General features: G+C 70.7%; 16 protein-coding genes and 1 tRNA gene. 8 read left to right on the top strand and 9 right to left on the bottom strand.

Annotated features, from left to right (window positions below; genetic code table 11):
- Positions 1-28: 28 nt before the first annotated feature.
- Both ACTJI8_RS03915 and ACTJI8_RS03910 read right to left on the bottom strand, forming a co-directional pair.
- The gene (locus ACTJI8_RS03915; RefSeq protein ID WP_440732085.1) at positions 29-607 is read right to left on the bottom strand and encodes a hypothetical protein; all 579 of its coding nucleotides are present in this window, start codon (positions 605-607) and stop codon (positions 29-31) included.
- Positions 607-1,452: an inositol monophosphatase family protein gene (locus tag ACTJI8_RS03910; protein WP_440732084.1), complete on the bottom strand. Its 846-nt coding sequence runs from the start codon at positions 1,450-1,452 to the stop codon at positions 607-609. The genes ACTJI8_RS03915 and ACTJI8_RS03910 overlap by 1 nt, the downstream gene beginning before the upstream one ends.
- 164 nt (positions 1,453-1,616) lie before the next feature.
- Between ACTJI8_RS03910 and ACTJI8_RS03905 the strand changes: the two genes are divergently transcribed.
- A tRNA-Lys gene (locus ACTJI8_RS03905) sits at positions 1,617-1,689 on the top strand.
- Between the two features lie 114 nt (positions 1,690-1,803).
- Here ACTJI8_RS03905 and ACTJI8_RS03900 read toward each other — a convergent pair.
- The 6 genes from ACTJI8_RS03900 to ACTJI8_RS03875 form a co-directional block, all read right to left on the bottom strand.
- Positions 1,804-2,136, bottom strand: a complete 333-nt coding sequence (locus ACTJI8_RS03900; RefSeq protein ID WP_440732083.1) for a DUF7882 family protein — start codon at positions 2,134-2,136, stop codon at positions 1,804-1,806.
- Between the two features lie 179 nt (positions 2,137-2,315).
- Positions 2,316-3,170 carry a transposase gene (locus tag ACTJI8_RS03895; protein WP_440732082.1) on the bottom strand — a complete coding sequence of 285 codons (855 nt, stop codon included), beginning with the start codon at positions 3,168-3,170 and terminating at the stop codon, positions 2,316-2,318.
- 15 nt (positions 3,171-3,185) lie between these two features.
- Complete coding sequence (locus ACTJI8_RS03890; protein ID WP_440732081.1) at positions 3,186-3,461, bottom strand: hypothetical protein; 276 nt, start codon at positions 3,459-3,461, stop codon at positions 3,186-3,188.
- Positions 3,462-3,561: 100 nt separating this feature from the next.
- Positions 3,562-4,791, bottom strand: a complete 1,230-nt coding sequence (locus tag ACTJI8_RS03885; RefSeq protein ID WP_440732080.1) for an MFS transporter — start codon at positions 4,789-4,791, stop codon at positions 3,562-3,564.
- A complete protein-coding gene (locus ACTJI8_RS03880; protein ID WP_440732079.1) occupies positions 4,788-5,219 on the bottom strand; it encodes a MarR family winged helix-turn-helix transcriptional regulator in 432 nt (143 codons plus the stop codon). Before ACTJI8_RS03880 ends, ACTJI8_RS03885 begins: the two co-directional genes overlap by 4 nt.
- Positions 5,220-5,439: 220 nt before the next feature.
- Positions 5,440-6,237 (bottom strand): IclR family transcriptional regulator, encoded by a 798-nt coding sequence (locus tag ACTJI8_RS03875; protein ID WP_440732078.1) that lies wholly within the window; start codon positions 6,235-6,237, stop codon positions 5,440-5,442.
- Positions 6,238-6,342: 105 nt separating this feature from the next.
- Here ACTJI8_RS03875 and ACTJI8_RS03870 point away from each other — a divergent pair, with 105 nt between their 5' ends.
- The 4 genes from ACTJI8_RS03870 to ACTJI8_RS03855 are packed head-to-tail and all read left to right on the top strand — an operon-like array spanning position 6,343 to position 9,470.
- Complete coding sequence (locus ACTJI8_RS03870) at positions 6,343-7,134, top strand: CoA transferase subunit A (protein ID WP_440732077.1); 792 nt, start codon at positions 6,343-6,345, stop codon at positions 7,132-7,134.
- A 1-nt stretch (position 7,135) separates the two neighbouring features.
- A complete protein-coding gene (locus ACTJI8_RS03865) occupies positions 7,136-7,780 on the top strand; it encodes a 3-oxoacid CoA-transferase subunit B (RefSeq protein ID WP_440732076.1) in 645 nt (214 codons plus the stop codon).
- A 2-nt stretch (positions 7,781-7,782) separates the two neighbouring features.
- A complete protein-coding gene (locus ACTJI8_RS03860) occupies positions 7,783-8,967 on the top strand; it encodes an acetyl-CoA C-acetyltransferase (RefSeq protein WP_440732441.1) in 1,185 nt (394 codons plus the stop codon).
- A gap of 56 nt (positions 8,968-9,023) precedes the next feature.
- Entirely contained in the window at positions 9,024-9,470 is a 447-nt protein-coding gene (locus ACTJI8_RS03855) for an N-acetyltransferase family protein (RefSeq protein WP_440732075.1), read from the top strand.
- A 39-nt stretch (positions 9,471-9,509) separates the two neighbouring features.
- Here the strand turns inward: ACTJI8_RS03855 and ACTJI8_RS03850 are convergent, their stop codons facing one another.
- On the bottom strand, positions 9,510-9,794 hold the full coding sequence (locus tag ACTJI8_RS03850; RefSeq protein ID WP_440732074.1) for a hypothetical protein: 285 nt from the start codon (positions 9,792-9,794) through the stop codon (positions 9,510-9,512).
- A 201-nt stretch (positions 9,795-9,995) separates the two neighbouring features.
- Between ACTJI8_RS03850 and ACTJI8_RS03845 the strand changes: the two genes are divergently transcribed.
- The 3 genes from ACTJI8_RS03845 to otsB all read left to right on the top strand — a co-directional run bounded on the left by ACTJI8_RS03845 (position 9,996) and on the right by otsB (position 13,518).
- Entirely contained in the window at positions 9,996-11,240 is a 1,245-nt protein-coding gene (locus ACTJI8_RS03845; RefSeq protein ID WP_440732073.1) for an MFS transporter, read from the top strand.
- Between the two features lie 74 nt (positions 11,241-11,314).
- Positions 11,315-12,733, top strand: a complete 1,419-nt coding sequence (locus ACTJI8_RS03840; protein ID WP_440732072.1) for an alpha,alpha-trehalose-phosphate synthase (UDP-forming) — start codon at positions 11,315-11,317, stop codon at positions 12,731-12,733.
- A complete protein-coding gene (gene otsB, locus ACTJI8_RS03835; protein WP_440732071.1) occupies positions 12,730-13,518 on the top strand; it encodes a trehalose-phosphatase in 789 nt (262 codons plus the stop codon). The genes ACTJI8_RS03840 and otsB overlap by 4 nt, the downstream gene beginning before the upstream one ends.
- Positions 13,519-13,670: the final 152 nt, after the last annotated feature.

The following is a 13,670-nucleotide window of genomic DNA, read 5'->3' as shown; positions in this document are numbered from 1 at the left end:
AGGCCGCGGGGTGGCGGGCAACTCGCGATCATCCCCGGGGTTCGATCAGGACCAGGCCCTGCTTCGTATCGGAGACGGTCACCCAGCCCGGGCCGAAGAGATAGGTCATGCCGTAACCGTCTTCGTCCTTGCTGAGCGAGGCGCGCGGATCGGCCGTGATGTACACACCCCGGTCGCTGTCCTCACGGGTCCAGCCCGATGCGATGAGCTGCTCCTGGCGGGCTTTCGCCTCGGCGGAGGAGATCGGCGCCCACCCGTACAGCAGACCGCGGTCGGAGGCGGTGGCCGGATCCGACCACAGGCACTCGATGCCGCCGGGCAGCGCATCCGGCCCGAAGGCGAAGTCGCGCTTCATCGCGGCCCACCCCTGCTTGTGCAGGGCGGCGACGGTGTCCGACGGGATCAGGGTCTCGCAGCTCAGCGCGGCGGGAGGGGTCGCCGGCGCATCCGTCGACGGCTGCGCCGCCGGATCGGGGACGGTGCTCGTCGCGTCCGACGTGGGCTTGGCCGTGACGCCGGGGGAGGCACCGCCGCCGCACGCGGTGGCTGCCGTGAGCACGCCGACAGCGAGCCCCAGCGGCAGCACCACGCGTGCGAGGAGGCGCATCAGGGAGCGGCCGGGCTCTGCAGTCCCGCCGGGTCGGGCTGCGCCACCGACGTGCGCAGCTGCTCCAGGAACGCCGGGTGCAAGACGCCGTTCGTGGCGAGCGCCGAGCGCCCGGAGAGCGTGGGCGCGCCGTCGAACGCCGTGGCCGTGCCGCCCGCCTCGGCGACGATCGCGAAAGCCGCCGCGATGTCGTACTCCTTGACGCCGAACTCCGCGACCATGTCGATGCGGCCCTCGGCGAGCATCATGTACGAGAAAACGTCGCCGTAGGCGCGGTCGCGCCACACGCGCCGGCTCAGGGCGATGAGCGTGTCGAGATGCCCGGCCTCGTCCCACTGGGAGATGCTCTGGAAGCTCACACTCGCGTCATCCAGGTCCGCGACCTCCGACACCCGGATCCGGCGCGGCTCCGCATCGGTCGAAGCCCAGGCGCCCAGGCCGGGGGCGGCCCACCAGCGTCGGCCGAGCGCCGGCATGCTGACGACACCGACCCGGGCCACACCGTCGACGGCGAGGCTGATCATCGTTCCCCACAGGGGCACGCCGCGAAGGAAGTTCGCGGTGCCGTCGATCGGGTCGACGATCCACTGCCGGTGCGTGTCGCCCGAGGTGCCGTACTCCTCACCGAGGATCCCGTCCTCCGGGCGCTCGGCCTGCAGGATCTCCCGGATCACGCGCTCCGTCGCCAGATCCGCATCCGTGACGTGGGAGCGATCGGCCTTGAGCGACACGTTCAGATCTGCGGCGTCGAAGCGCGGCAGCGACTGCGCGTCGGCGGCATCGGCAAGGCGGAGAGCGAGGTCGAGGTCGCTCTGGAAATCGGCTTCGGCGCGGGTCTCAGACACGTCTTCAGGATACCGGCGGCGAGCGGAGGAACCCTGGGCGAACGCGGCCCAGAGCGCACTCCGGGCGGACGACACGCCAGGGATGCACGCGGACCCGGCCCCGATTTCGCTTCCGTCGGATCCGCTGGTAATGTGATTCCTCGGCCGGGGAACCGGCCAGATACGCACCTCTAGCTCAATCGGCAGAGCAACTGACTCTTAATCAGTGGGTTCTCGGTTCAAGTCCGAGGGGGTGCACGGATAAGCCCCGATTAGATCTCGCCATCTACCGGGGCTTTTCTGCGCTCCAGGGAGCTCGGGGCCCGCACCGAGACGGAGCGGGCTGATCACTCCTGCGGGTTGCCGGCGAGCTCAGGCCGTGAGTACGACACCGCGGCTCGATCCGAGAATGTGTTCTTCCGGGACGAGGATGCCGCCGGACGTGTTCGCGGAGTTCGCGTATGCCTGGATCCTCGCCGGATCGAGCGGCGGGGGAGTCGGTTCTTCGAACGCGAACCGCAGCTCGATGGACGGATGCAGCCAGATCGTGGACCGGCCGAGGGGCTGGCCGCTGTCGTGCATCCACGACAGCGTGAAGCTCTCGTTCCGTCGGAGCTTGGTCGCGATCACGACCTTGAGGTGTGCGAGAGCGACGTCGTCGATCTCGATCGCGTGCTCGGCACTGCCGTAGAAAAGTACGCCCATGAGGGGTCACCCGTTTCGCCTGTTCGTCGCCACGGAAACCCGTGCCAAGAGGCGCGATCCGAGTGATCGCATGTGGGGAACTCCTCTAGAGTCCCACAGATCCGGCGGTGAAGGGGGGGGGTTGACGAGTCGCCCCTTGGGCCGCTAAGCGTCGGTGAGGCGCCTCAGGCCGGGCCGGCTCAGGCTTCGGCGTTCAGCGCATCGACGGCGCGCTGTGCGGCCTCGACAGCCTTCTCGGTCGTCGTCGCACGGTCGGCGGCCTGCGTCCGGCGGTCTGCAGCAGCGGTGGCCTCGGTGCGCGCGGCTACCGCGGCGGAATGCGCGCGGACCAGGTCGGCCTCGAGGTCGGCGATCCGCGTGTCCAGCTGTGCCGCACGCGCCGAGGCGTCCTGAACGTCGCGGTCGGCCGCGCCGAGCTCCCGCGTGGCGCGCACATGAGCCTGCTCGGCATCGTGCAATGCGGCCTGGGCCTTCCGCAGCTCCCGCCGGGCTTTGACCTCGTCCACGGGCTCGGGCGGGGTGGGGCGGCCGGACGGTGCGCCGCCGCCCAGGATCGTGTCGAAGTCGAGGGGGAACTCGGCCGACGGCTCGAGCTCGTGCACGAGCCGGCCGGATGCGACGGCCGCGGCGGCGGCGGGATCGAAGAATGCGGCCGTGATCGTCTGGCGGACGGCGTCGCGGGTTGCCGTGGTGATGCGTTCGCCGCGCGCTGTCGCGAGGGCGGCGGCTTCGGCGGCGAGCTGTTCGGTCAGCGCACGGCGTTGGCGGGTGAGCTCGGCGAGCGTCACCGCGTCGATGTCAGCCTGCGCCTCCCGCAGCTCGTCGGCCAGCCGGAGGGCCTGGTCGAGCTGCTGCGCTCGTTCGCGGGCGAAGACGTTCACGACCCATGCGGCGACGCTCGGCTTCCGCAGGGCCCGGATCCGATCGGCGACGGCTGCGTCCTCCGCCTCCTTCGCGCGGGCGTTCCGCGCGGACACGAAGTCGCCGGGCGGACCCGCGTACAGGTCGGCCGCGATCGCCTCGAGGTCGGTCACGATCGGCTCCGGCGCTCAGACCACCCGCACCGAGAGCAGTTGATAGCCGCTCGGCACCTTCGCCTCGAGCGCCGGCATGTCGTCTGCCTCGATCTCCTGCACGCCGTCACGGCGCACGATGGTCCCCTCCGCGGTCAGCACGGTGTCCTTCTTGGCCATCGCGACGGGGGCCGAGGCGAGTTGCCATCCCTTCGGGGTCTCGGCGGCGAGCAGATCCTGGATCTCGTCCAGCTCCTCGGCCTGCACGGTGTGGGTCTTGGATTCGACAGGGCGGATGACACCGATCAGCATGGTTCCAGCGTAGAGCCCGGCACCGACGACGAAGCCCGTCCCGCGCAGCGTCGTGCGGGACGGGCCGTTCGCGGCATCCGTTCGGGTCGGGTGCGGATCCTCAGGCGGCGTCGCCGATGAGGATCGCCTCCGCATCCTCTGCGGCATCGTGCGAGCCACGGTCGATGTGCGCGAGTGCACGGCGCCCGAAGAGCACCACCAGTGCGGCGATGAGCACGGAGACCCCCGCGAACAGGTAGGGCACGGTGTCACCCCAGAGGTGGGACAGGAGCGCGGCGAGGGGAGGAGCGACGGCGCCGCCGATGAATCGCACCGCGGAGTAGGCCGATGATGCGACCGAGCGCGGCAGATCCGTCGCCTCCATGACGGCCTCGGTGAGCACGGTGTTCATGATGCCGAGCAGCAGACCGCCGACGATGATGCAGATCACCAGCGCGATCGGGGTCGCCACCAGGACTCCGGCGACGATCAGGTCGATCGCCAGCAGCGGCAGCACGAACAGGATGATCCGGGTGATCGGCATCCGGCGCAGCAGGATCGGCGCCACCCAGACGCTCGTGACCGCCAGCGCGATGCCCCAGCCGAAGAAGGTCAGGCCGATGCCGATAGCGCTGAACCCGAGGGGGAACGGCGAGAACGCCAGCAGCACGAAGAAGCCGATGTTGTAGAACAGGGCGGCGACGGCCAGCACGCTCAGGGCCGGACGGCCGAGAGCCTTGAACGGCGCGGAGAACGGCACCGGCTCGCGCTTCTCGAACGGTCCGCGCAGCAGTGTGAGCACCGCGATGAAGCCGATGGCCATGAGTGCCACGACGCCGAAGAACGGTCCCTGCCAGGCGACCTCGCCGAGGAGCCCGCCGAGCAGCGGTCCGATCGCGATGCCGAGACCGAGGGCGGCCTCATAGAGGATGATCGCGGCGCTGGATCCGCCGCTGGCGGCGCCGACGATCGTCGCGAGCGCCGTGGAGATGAACAGCGCGTTGCCGAGGCCCCAGCCGGCGCGGAAGCCGATGATCGCGTCGACGCTGCCGCTCAGCGCGCAGAACAGCGCGAAGGCCACGATGAGCGCGAGGCCGATCAGCAGGGTGGCCTTGGCCCCGATGCGGCTGGAGATCCAGCTCGTGAACAGCATCGCCACACCGGTGACGAGCAGGTAGCTGGTGAACAGCAGCTCGGTCTGAACGGGCGTCGCCTCGAGGGACTTGGCGATGGCGGGGAGGATCGGGTCGACCAATCCGATGCCCATGAACGCCACGACGCAGGCGAAGGCGACCGCCCACACCTGTGCGGGCTGTCTCCAGATCGATACCGAGGAACCGGTGGTACTCAACGTGCTGTCCTTTCCAGAAGCGAATGCGTGCGCAGGATCTCCGCGGCGCGGGCCAGGTGCTGCCAGTCCGTGTCGTCGAGGTCGCTGAATCGCGGCGCGAGGATCTGCTGCAACTCTTCGCGCCATGCCTGAAGGGCGCGACGCCCGTCGGCCGTGATCGTCACGACCGTCGCCCGGGAATCCTCGGGGTCGGGTGAGCGCAGTACAAGCCCCTCCTGCTCCAACTGGCCGAGCATCCGGGTCATCCCGGGCTGCGTGGTGCGGCTCGCCTTCGCGAGCTCTCCGACGCGTTGCCCGTCCTGCCCGTCGAGCAGGCTCAGCGCCCGCCACTGCGCGGCAGGAGCGTCGTTTCCGGCCTCCTGAGCGGCGATGCGGGTGAGCGTGTGCGTCGAGAACACGATCGACTGCAGGATCTCGCCGTGATTCATACCTGAAGTATATATCCAATGGTATGCATCTGGCAAGGGTCCGCACGCTCACTGGTCGCAGATTGCGGTTCTGGCGCAATCAGAACCGCATTACGCGACCAGTGAGCGGAGTGAATCGGCCGCGGCGCGGACCCGCCGCGGCCGATGGTCCCGGCGTCAGCGCGCGGCGCGGCCGGTGGCCCCGGCGGTCAGCGCGCGGCGCGGCCGGTGGCCCCGGCGGTCAGCGCGCGGCGCGGCCGGCGATCCGGGCGGAGAGTTGATGCGCGTGCGCGAGCAGCGTCCGTCCGAGCGCGGGCAGGCGATCGGGGCCAAAGCGGAACTCGACTCCGGTGAGACTCAGGGCCCACTCCGGACGACCGTCGCGGTCGAACACCGCGGCCCCCATGCCCCAGCTGCCCTCGACGATGAGCCCGGGATTCACCGCGTACCCGCGCGCCTTGGTCTCGGCCAGGCGACGGCGCAGCGGTCCGGGGGCGTGCGTGCGCCCCCATCGCTCGCCGAGCTCCGGGTGCCGCCCGAGATAGGCATCCACATCGTGGTCGGGCAGGAAGGACAGGATCGCGAGCCCGGCGCTGGCGACGCCGAGCGGGAAGCGCACCCCCTCGCTGAGCACGAAGGAGCGGATGGGGAATGCGCCCTCCTCGCGCAGAAGGCACACGGTCTCATCCGCTCTCCGTACCGAGAGGAACGCGCTCTCCTCGGTCTTCACCGCCAGGGAGCGCACGATGTCGCGGGCGAGCTCGGTGATGTCGTAGCGCGCCGCGGCCACTGTTCCCATGAGATAGAGCTCCGGTCCGGGCATCCAGAGAGCGGTCTGCGGATCCTGGTCCACGAGGCCCTCCGCGCGCAGTGCCGACAGCAGCCGATGCACGGTCGAGCGGCTGAGTCCCGAGGTCGCGGCGAGCCGCTGCAGCGCGGCGCCGTCGGGTGCGGCCGTGACGAGGCGGAGCAGCTCCGCGGCGCGCGCGATCGCCTGGGCGCCGGGTACCGAGCGCTTTGCGGGCGACGTGTGTTCCATGATGTGGACGCTAGCGACGTGGGTGACCACATCGCAAGCGCGGGCTTGAACGCCCCGGCGCACCGGCGCAGAGTGGAAGTCGTATCCCACACGAAGGAGTGGCGAGTGATCGACAAGCAATGGGCCTCCGCGGCGGACGCGGTGGCCGACATCCCGGACGGGGCCTCGCTCGCCGTCGGCGGGTTCGGGCTCTCCGGCAACCCGAGCGCGCTCATCCAGGCTCTGCTGGTGCAGGGCACTTCGGGGCTCAGCGTGGTGAGCAACAACTGCGGCGTCGACGACTGGGGGCTGGGTCTGCTGCTCGGCGCGCAGCGGATCCGCAAGATGACATCCTCGTACGTAGGCGAGAACAAGGAGTTCGAGCGCCAGTTCCTGTCCGGCGAGCTGGAGCTCGAGCTGACGCCGCAGGGCACCCTGGCTGAGAAGCTCCGTGCCGGGGGCTCCGGCATCGCGGCCTTCTACACGCAGACAGGCGTCGGCACCCAGGTCGCGGAGGGCGGTCTGCCGCGCCGCTACGCCGCCGACGGGTCGATCGCGATCGCGTCGCCCGCCAAGGACGTGCGCACCTTCGAGATGCACGGGCAGCCGCGCGAGTTCGTGCTCGAAGAGGCGATCACCACCGACTTCGCGCTCGTGCACGCGGCGCTCGGAGACCGGCACGGCAACCTGATCTTCAACAAGGCGGCCCGCAACTTCAACCCGCTCGCCGCGATGGCGGGCCGCATCTGCATCGCGCAGGTCGAGAGGCTGGTCGAGCCGGGGGAGCTGGACCCCGATCACGTCCACCTGCCCGGCGTGTTCGTGCACCGCGTGGTCGAGGTCGGATCCGACATCGAGAAGCGGATCGAGCGGCGCACCGTGCAGCCCTCGGCGTCCGCCGGAACAAGGGAGGCCTGACATGGCTCTGACCCGCGACGAGATGGCGGCGCGCGCCGCCCGCGAGCTGTCCGACGGCTCCTACGTGAACCTCGGCATCGGGCTGCCCACGCTCGTGCCCAACTACGTTCCCGAGGGCGTGACCCTCGTGCTGCAGTCCGAGAACGGCATCCTCGGCGTCGGCCCGTATCCCGCGGAGGACGCGGTCGACCCCGACCTCATCAACGCCGGCAAGGAGACCGTCACCACGCTGCCCGGAGCCGCGTTCTTCGACTCGGGCCTCAGCTTCGGGATGATCCGCGGCGGCAAGATCGACGCCGCGATCCTCGGCGCGATGCAGGTGAGCGCTTCGGGGGATCTGGCGAACTGGATGATCCCCGGCAAGATGGTCAAGGGTCCCGGCGGCGCGATGGATCTGGTGCACGGGGCGGGGCGCGTGATCGTGCTGATGGAGCACGTCGCCCGCGACGGCTCCGCGAAGATCGTCGACGAATGCTCACTGCCGCTCACCGGCCGCGCGGTGGTGCATCGGATCATCACGGATCTGGCCGTGATCGACGTCACGCCCGAGGGACTGCGGCTCGTCGAGCTCGCGCCCGGCGTGAGCGTGCAGGATGTGAAGGATGCGACCCAGCCGACGCTGCTGGTCGCGGAAGGACTGGAGTGACCATGAGTGCAGACGACATCGTCATCGTCGCGGCGGCGCGCACGCCGCAGGGGCGTCTCAAGGGTCAGCTGGCCCCGTTCACGGCGCCGCAGCTGGGGTCGTTCGCGATCCGCGGCGCGCTCGAGCAGGGCGGCGTGGATCCGGCCGAGATCGACGCAGTCATCGTCGGGCAGGTGCTCGCCGCCGGATCGGGGCAGAACGCCGCGCGGCAGGCCGCGATCGGGGCGGGCATCGGATGGGACGTGCCTGCGCACTCCGTGAACAAGGTATGCCTGTCGGGGCTCACGGCGATCATCGACGCGGCGCGGATGATCCGCACCGGTGACGCGCTCACGGTGGTCGCCGCCGGCATGGAGTCGATGACGCGGGCGCCCCACCTGCTGATGGGCTCCCGCGACGGCTGGACCTACGGATCCGTCGAGGTGCTCGACCACATGGCGTACGACGGCCTCACCGACGCCTACGACAAGGAGAGCATGGGGGCGTCGACCGAGCGGCACAACCCGCGCTTCGGGCTCACCCGCGAGGCGCAGGACGAGGTCGCGGCCCGGTCGCACCAGCGCGCTGCCGCCGCCAGGGACGGCGGCGTGTTCGAGGGCGAGATCGTGCCCGTCAGCGTGCCCCAGCGGCGCGGTGAGCCGGTGGTGCTGATGGCGGACGAGGGCATCAGGCCCGAGACGACCGTGGAGACGCTCGCGGGGCTGCGGCCGGCGTTCGCCGAGGGCGGGTCCATCACGGCGGGCAACTCCTCGCAGATCTCCGACGGTGCCTCGGCGGTCGTCGTCACCACGCGCGCCAACGCCGAGGCCCAGGGATGGCCTGTGCTCGTCACAGTCGGTGCCAGCGGACAGACCGCGGGTCCCGACAACTCCCTCCAGGAGCAGCCGGCGAACGCCATCCAGAAGGCGCTGCAGAAGCAGGGCATCACCGCCGCAGACCTGGATCTGGTCGAGATCAACGAGGCGTTCGGGGCCGTGGTCGCCCGCTCCGAGGCTGTGCTCGGCCTGGATCCGGCGATCGTCAACGTGCACGGCGGCGGCATCGCGATCGGACACCCGATCGGAGCGAGCGGCAACCGGCTGGCCGTGCACATGGCGCACGAGCTCGTGCGCCGCGGCTCCGGCACCGCGGTGGTGGCGCTGTGCGGCGGCGGCGGTCAGGGCGAGGCGCTCATCCTCACGCGCTGAGACGACGCGGCGGCGCCCGGTCCTGCGGCCGGAGCGCCGCCCCGTAGGATCGGCGCATGACCACGATCCAGGCTCTGACGGCGGCGGACCGCGACGACTGGCTGCCGCTCTGGCAGGCGTATCTGACGTTCTACGAGTCCGCGCTCGCCGATGACGTCACCGCATCGACCTTCGCCCGGATCACGGATCCGTCCGGCGAGATCCACGGGGCGATCGCGCGCGACGACGACGGCCGCGCGGTCGGGATCGTGCACTGGTTCGCGCACCCGGCCACCTGGTCGAAGACCGGCTACACGTACCTCGAGGACCTCTTCGTGGATCCCTCCGTCCGTGGCGGAGGAGTCGGCCGCGCCCTGATCGCTCACGTGACCGAGGCGGCGCGGGCCGCCGGAAGCGACAAGCTCTACTGGCTCACCGCGGAGAGCAACACCACGGCACGGCGCCTCTACGACCGCGTCGCCGAGCGCAGCGGCTTCATCCACTACCAGATCGATCTGGTCTGACGCAGCGGCTCGTCCGAGCCGGCGCGAGTATGCGCCGGGTCAGGCCTTGTCGGCCTTGCGCTGCGCCTTGAGCTCGGCCTTCAGCTCCTTCTTCGCGCGCTTGTACTGCACCGGCGCAACGGGGGAGTCGTAGGACACGGACTCACCGCGCTCGTCGCGGCGGAAGTCCACGATGGCTCCGACCGCGAGGGCGATCGTGATGCCCCAGCTCAGCCACGCCAGGACGGCGCGCCAGGTGATCGGCGCGTCCCGGGTGCCGCGCAGCAGCGCGATCCCACCGGTGATCGCGCTGAACAGGCCGCTCGCGAAGAGGTAGTTGCGCATGCGACCGAGTCTAACCAGCGCATCCGCGGCGGGAGGAGAAGCGGCGCGCTCCGTGGAGATGCGCTCTGCGCCGAACGATGGCGCTCCCGATACACTGGGCCGATCACCGTTGTGCATTACCGGCCGCCGGCTCTTCCGGCGGAAAGCGGCGGCACCTGACTGCGTCCCCCTCGTGCGGCGACGCCAGAGACCTGTTCCGCAATGACCTCTTCGCGCACCTCGCCCGTCCCCGCCGTTCCCAGCCTGTTCCGCAGGGTCGGGCTGTCCTACTTCGTCATCGCCTTCATCGCCCGCCTGCCGTTCGCGATGATGGTCGTCGGCGTGCTGACCGTCGTGGTCGCAGCCCGCGGCTCGGTGGCTCTCGGCGGGCTCACCTCGGCTGCGGTCGGCATCGGCAGCGCGTGCTTCGGTCCGCTGCTGGGCGCCGCTGCCGATCGCCGTGGTCAGCGGGTCGTGCTCGCCGTCGTCGCTGTCGCCAACGCCGCGGCCCTCGTGGTGTTCACGTTGGTCGTCTACTCGTCCGCCGCCGAGCCGTTCGTGCTGCTCAGCGCGTTCGCGATCGGCGCCACCGCTCCGCAGGTCTCTCCGATGTCGCGGTCGCGGCTGGTCACGATCATCGCCGAGCGCGTCCCGGCCGAGCGGAGAGCGCGTACGACATCGTCGACGATGTCGTACGAGTCCGCGGCCGACGAGACGGTGTTCGTGTTCGGGCCGTTCCTGGTCGGTGTGCTGGCCACCGCGATCGCTCCGTGGATGCCGCTCGTGCTCGCCGCCGCACTCATCCTCGTGTTCGTGGGAGCGTTCGCCCTGCACCCCACCGCCGCTCATGTGTCGACGCAGCGCGGCGCCGACGGCCGCGCCACGTCGCGGGTGTCGGAGCTGTTCCGGCCCCGGCTGCTCATCGTCGTGGCCGGCATGCTCGGCGTCGGCGTGTTCTTCGGGGCGATGCTCACCTCGCTCACGGCGTTCATGACCGAGCACGGGCGCCCGGAGGAGGCGGGGCTGCTCTACGGAGCGCTCGGGGTGGGATCCGCGATCCTGGCGCTCAGCGTGGCATTGCTGCCCGCCCGGTTCTCCCTGCCTGCTCGCTGGCTGCTGTTCGCGGGCATCTTGTTCGGGGGGAGCCTGATGCTGCTCTGGGTGCGGGACTCTCTGACCATGCTCGTCGCGCTGGCCGTGATGGGCTGCGGGATCGGTCCCACTCTGGTGACCCAGTTCAGCCTGGGCGCCGCATTCGGACCCGTCGATCGGTCGGCCACCGTCATGACGATGCTCGGATCCGCGATGATCGTCGGGCAGGCCGTCGGCGCCGTGGTCACGGGCCAGGTCGCCGACGCCTCGGGGGCGCAGGCGTCCCTGCTGCTGCCGGTGATCGCGGCGGGCCTGGTGCTGCTCACGGGCCTCGTGAACGCGGTGCTGGCGCGGGGCGGACGCAGCGCTTCCTGACGCGGGACGACGTCGGGGCGCATCGGGTGACTAGCCTGGAGGAGGCATCCGCCGCTGCCGTGAGGAGCGTTCCCATGACTTCGTCCACACCCACCGCCTCGTTCGTGATCGTCGCGAACCGACTGCCGGTCGACCGTGTTCCGGGCCCCGACGGCGAGGTGATCTGGCGCCGTTCGCCGGGCGGTCTCGTCGCCGCACTCGAGCCCGTCATGCAGTCCGTCGACGGCGCCTGGGTGGGCTGGGCCGGACAGCCGGACCTCGACCTCAAGCCGTTCACCGAGGGCGGCATCCGGCTGCTGCCCGTGGCGCTCTCGACGCAGGACGTCGAGGAGTACTACGAGGGGTTCTCGAACGACACGATCTGGCCGCTCTACCACGATGTGATCTCCTCGCCGCAGTACCACCGCGAGTGGTGGGACGCGTACGTGCGGGTGAACCGGCGGTTCGCGGAGCGGGCCGCGAGCGCGGTCGCCGAGGGCGGCACGGTATGGGTGCACGACTACCAGCTGCAGCTCGTTCCCGCGATGCTGCGCGAGCGCCGTCCCGACGTCACGATCGGCTACTTCCACCACATCCCGTTCCCCGCGCACGGGCTCTACGCCCAGCTGCCCTGGCGGGACCAGGTGCTGCAGGGTCTGCTGGGCGCCGACGTCGTCGGCTTCCAGCGCGCGCAGGACGCGACGAACTTCCTCGCCGCCGTGCGCCGCCGGCTGCGGCTGGACGTCAAGGGCTCCACCGTGTCCGTGCCGTACGGCGGCCCCCGCACCACCGTCGCCCGTGCCTTCCCGATCTCGATCGACACCACGCCCTACACCGAGCTCGCCGCGAGGCCCGATGTGCGCGCCCGTGCCGCCGAGATCCGCGAGGGCCTCGGCAGCCCGAAGAAGATCCTGCTCGGGGTCGATCGGCTCGACTACACCAAGGGGATCCGGCACCGGATCAAGGCGTTCGGGGAGCTGATGGACGCCGGGCGGATCTCCGTCGAGGACGTCACCCTCGTGCAGGTTGCCAGCCCCAGCCGCGAGCGGGTGGACGCGTACGTGCAGCTGCGCGACGAGATCGAGTTGGCCGTGGCGCGCATCAACGGCGACCACGACACCATGGACCACACGGCGATCCGCTACCTGCACCAGGGGTTCCCGCGGGAGGAGATGGTGGCGCTCTACCTCGCCGCGGACGCGATGCTCGTGACGGCGCTCCGAGACGGCATGAACCTCGTGGCGAAGGAGTACGTCGCCACCCGCGGGGATCACCGCGGCGTGCTGGTGCTCAGCGAGTTCACCGGTGCCGCCGATGAGCTGCGCCAGGCCGTGCTCGTGAACCCGCACGACATCGAGGGGCTCAAGGACGCGATCATGCAGGCTGTGGAGATGCCGCCGCGGGAGCAGTCCCGGCGCATGCGGGCCCTGCGCAAGCGGGTGCTCGAGAACGATGTGAACGCCTGGTCGCGGGAGTTCCTCGCGGCCCTCGAGAACGTACGGAGTGCACGATGACCCGCGACTGGACCGCTGCCGAGACCGATCCCGCGCTCGCCGCGATCGCCCGCACCCCGCGACTGCTGGTGGCGCTCGATTTCGACGGCACCGTCTCGCCGCATGTGGTCGATCCGATGGCGGCGCGAGCGTTGCCGGCGGCCGTGGCCGCGGTGAACCGGCTCGCCGCCCTTCCGGAGACATTCGTCGCGTACGCGTCGGGCCGCAGCCTGCACGATCTGCGGGAGATCACCGAGCACGAGGACGGATCCAGGATCCTGCTCGCCGCATCTCACGGTGCGCAGTTCTGGTTCCCCGACACAGGGGAGGAGACCGACCTCTCCACCGAACCGGGGGACCGGGACGAGGTGATCGCCGAATTGCGCGAACTGATCGGAGACCTCGACGGCGTCGTCTACGAGCCGAAGACGTTCGGGTTCGGCGTGCACACGCGTTCGGCCGCGCCCGGGCAGGAGGAGCTGGCCTTCGTGCGCGTCGAGAAATGGGCGCCCGAGCGGATCCCCTCCTGGCGGCGACGCACCGGGCACCATCTGCGCGAATACTCCTGGCGCGACGAGGGCAAGGACGCTGCGCTCTCGCGGCTGCGCGAGCACGTCGGCGCCACCGCCGTGCTGTTCGCCGGTGACGACGTCACGGACGAGGACGGCATGCGCACGCTCGGCGGCGCGGACCTCGGCGTGCGGATCGGCGCCGGCGAGACGGCGGCGACGCTGCGGGTCGCGGATCCGGCGGCGTTCGCCGTGCTGCTCGACGCCCTGGCGGATGCCAGAGCGGCCGCGCAATAGACTGCTTCCATGCGCGCGCAGCACGGATCCGATCGTCCGTCCGTCGCGCGCCGCGCCGGCAGGAGCACGGCCGATCATGCGTTAGGCTTGATGCACGTTCGAGACGTGATCGGCACAACCGGATCCCGGGTCGGACGCAGAGCTCCGGCGGT

This window comes from Microbacterium sp. 22303 (assembly GCF_052045265.1).
Lineage (GTDB): Bacteria > Actinomycetota > Actinomycetes > Actinomycetales > Microbacteriaceae > Microbacterium.
The sequence above is the reverse complement of the archived record's forward strand: the minus strand, read 5'-3'. Positions and strand labels throughout refer to the sequence as shown.